The sequence below is a fragment of the Helicobacter sp. 10-6591 genome, assembly GCF_003288805.1.
Taxonomy (GTDB): Bacteria; Campylobacterota; Campylobacteria; order Campylobacterales; family Helicobacteraceae; genus Helicobacter_F.
The window spans coordinates 1-332 of record NZ_NHYK01000059.1 but is presented as its reverse complement, the minus strand read 5'-3'; the positions used below and the strand labels follow the sequence as shown (position 1 = coordinate 332).

1 pseudogene is annotated in these 332 nt (G+C 35.5%); it reads right to left on the bottom strand.

Annotation, left to right across the window (positions count from 1 at the left end):
- A pseudogene (locus tag CCY97_RS08370) lies at positions 1 to 332 on the bottom strand (hypothetical protein); the annotation flags it as partial.

Sequence of the window (332 nt, the reverse complement as noted above, 5' to 3'; positions counted from 1 at the left end):
GATTAGCTCCTAAGAAAGCTAAGAGAGGATCTATCTTAGTACTTCCTTCACCATAAGATGCATTACCCATATTGGTATATGTTCCTTTAGGATTAGCAACTTGAGGATTAAGAGTATATTCTGCACCAATATTTATAAGAGTCTTTGTGTATTTGCTCCAATCCATAAACCAAGAGAATTGTGTTCTTGTCTTATAGAGATTGGTTGCATGGGCATTGGTTATTCTTGCATAAGTGTTTTGGGTATTAGTAAGAGCATATTTAGGAGTATATCCTCCTTCATAGCCTATACCCAATTCAGGTGAGAAAATACTCTTAGCAACTCTAAGATGT